The 3,102-nt window shown below is 65.0% G+C and carries 1 protein-coding gene; it reads right to left on the reverse strand.

The window, feature by feature from the left end; genetic code table 11:
- Positions 1–78 precede the first annotated feature (78 nt).
- Positions 79–3,102: efflux RND transporter permease subunit (locus WS89_RS07555; protein WP_059790303.1), on the reverse strand; the 3,024-nt coding region annotated here is incomplete at its 5' end.

The raw sequence follows: 3,102 nt of genomic DNA on the forward strand, positions 1-3,102 counted from the left end.
GCTTGTAATGCGGCGCCATCGTGCACCCCGTGGCAAGGAGCGCGACTGCGATTGCAGTCAAAGCGTGTTTTTGCATCGTTACTGCCCCTTCGAATCGTGTGCGTCGTCGCGGCCGCGCTGCAGGTCGGCCTGGACGAGACGCCATGCGTCGTCGACGTTTTCCGTCTCGCCGCCGAAGATCGCGCGAACCCGCACGAAGAACATCGGGATCATGAAAATGGCGAGGAACGTCGCCGTGATCATCCCGCCGATCACGCCCGTGCCGATCGCGTGCTGGCTCGCCGAGCCCGCTCCGTTGCTGACCGCGAGCGGCAGCACGCCCAGCATGAACGCGAGCGACGTCATCAGGATCGGTCGCAGCCGCAGGCGCGCCGCCTCGATCGCCGCACGCACCGGCCCCATGTTCCCGCCTGCCTGAAGCTCGCGCGCGAACTCGACGATCAGGATCGCGTTCTTCGCGGACAGGCCCACGGTGGTCAGCAGGCCGACCTGGAAGAACACGTCGTTCTCGAGGCCGCGCAGCATCGTCGCGAGCAGCGCACCGACCACACCGAGCGGCACGACCATGATCACCGAGAACGGGATCGACCAGCTTTCATACAGCGCCGCGAGACACAGGAACACGACGAGGATCGAGATCGCATACAGGATCGGCGCTTGCGAGCCGGACTGGATTTCCTGGAACGACAGCCCCGTCCACGAATAGCCGATGCCTTCCGGCAGCTTGTTCGCGAGCGCTTCCATCGCGGCCATCGCCTGGCCGGTCGACTTGCCTTCCGCGGCCTGCCCCTGGATCTCGATCGACGACACGCCGTTGTAGCGCTCGAGCTTCGGCGACCCGTAGATCCAGTGGCCGGTCGAGAACGCGCTGAACGGCACCATCCCGCCCGCGCTGTTGCGCACGTACCAGATGTTCATGTCTTCCGGCGTCATCCGGAACGGCGCGTCGGCCTGCACGTACACCTTCTTGATCCGGCCGTCGGTGTCGAGGAAGTTGTTCACGTACTGCGACGCCCACGCAATCGAGAACGTCTGGTCGATCGCCGCGGCCGTCACACCGAGCGCGTTCGCCTTCTCGCGATCGATATCGACCTTGTACTGCGGCGTATCGTTCAGGCCGTTCGGGCGCACCAGCGCGAGCGCCGGATCCTTCGCGGCCATCCCGAGCAACTGCCCGCGCGCGGCCATCAGCGCATCGTGGCCGAGACCGGCGTTGTCCGTCAGCTCGAAGTCGAAGCCGGCGGCGGTGCCGAGTTCGGGAATCGACGGCGGGTTGAACGGAATCACCATCGCGTCCTTGTACTGCGAGTAGTGCGCGAAGGTCCGGCCGATCAGCGCCTGCACCTTCTGGTCCGAACGCTGGCGATGCTCGTACGGCTTCAGCTTCACGAACACGAGGCCCGCGTTCTGGCCGCGGCCCGCGAAGCTGAAGCCGTTGACCGTGAACACCGAGTCGACCACGTCCTTCTCGGCGGTCGTCAGGTACGTGTTGATGTTGTCGAGCGTCTTGCCGGTCGTTTCCTGCGTGGAGCCGGACGGAGTCTGCACGATCATGAACATGTAGCCCTGGTCCTCGTCGGGCAGGAACGACTTCGGCAGGCGCACGAACATCACGCCGACCGCGATGAACACGGCGAGGTAGATCACGAGCCAGCGGCCCGAGCGCCGGATCACATGATTCACGCCGCCCGTGTAGCGATCGCGGCTGCGATCGAAGGTCCGGTTGAACCACCCGAAGAAACCCTTCTTCTCTTCGTGATGCCCCTTTTCGACCGGCTTCAGGATCGTCGCGCACAGTGCGGGCGTCAGAATCAACGCGACCAGCACCGACAGCACCATCGCAGACACGATCGTCAGCGAGAACTGACGATAAATCGCGCCGACCGAGCCGCCGGAAAACGCCACCGGCACGAACACCGCCGACAGCACGAGCGCCACGCCGACGAGCGCGCCGGTGATCTGGCCCATCGCCTTGCGGGTCGCCTCCTTCGGCGACAGCCCCTCCTCGGCCATCACGCGCTCGACGTTCTCGACCACCACGATCGCGTCGTCGACCAGCAGGCCGATCGCGAGCACGAGGCCGAACATCGACAGCGTGTTGATCGAGAAACCAACGAGGCCCATGATCGCGAACGTGCCGAGCAGCACGACCGGCACCGCGATCGTCGGGATGATCGTCGCCCGCAGGTTCTGCAGGAACAGATACATCACGAGGAACACGAGCACGATGCCCTCGATCAGCGTCTTGACCACCTCCTCGATCGACAGGCGCACGAACGGCGTCGTGTCGTACGGGTAGTGCACGACGAGACCATGCGGGAAGTACTTCGACAGCTCGTCGATCTTGGCCCGCAGCGCGGTCGCGGTCGCGAGCGCGTTCGCGCCGGTCGCGAGCTGGATGCCGAGGCCGGCCGTCGGCTGCCCCATGTATTTCGTGTCGAACGTGTAGTTCTCCGAACCCAGCGCCGCGCGGCCGACGTCCTTCAGGCGAACCTGCGAGCCGTCCTGGTTGACCTTCAGCAGGATGTTGCCGAACTGCTCGGGCGTGCGCAACAGCGTCGATTCGGTGATCGTCGCCTGCAGTACGGTACCCGGCTTCGCCGGCGTGCCGCCGATCTGGCCGCCCGCGATCTGCACGTTCTGCTGCGTGATCGCGGCCGTCACGTCGGTCGGCGTGAGGCTGTAGTTGGTCAGCTTGACGGGGTCGAGCCAGATCCGCATCGAGAACTGCGAACCGAGCAGCAGCGTCTGGCCGACGCCGTTGACGCGGCTCAGCGGATCGAGCACGTGCGACGCCACGTAGTTCGTCAGGTCCTCCTTCGACATCCGGCCGTCCTCGGAGTTGAATGCGAACCACATCAGCCAGTTGCTGCTCGACTTCGTGACCTGCATGCCGAGCTGCTGCACGACCTGCGGCAGGTTCGGCGTCGCGAGCGACAGCTTGTTCTGCACCTGCACCTGGGCGACGTCCGGATTCGTGCCCGGCGAAAAGGTCAGCGTGATCGTCGCGTTGCCCGAATCGTCGCTCGTCGACGACATGTACAGGAAGTTGTCGAGACCGCTCATCTGCTGCTCGATCACCTGCGTCACCGTGTCTTCCAA

Source organism: Burkholderia sp. MSMB1072, assembly GCF_001524725.1.
Lineage (GTDB): Bacteria > Pseudomonadota > Gammaproteobacteria > Burkholderiales > Burkholderiaceae > Burkholderia.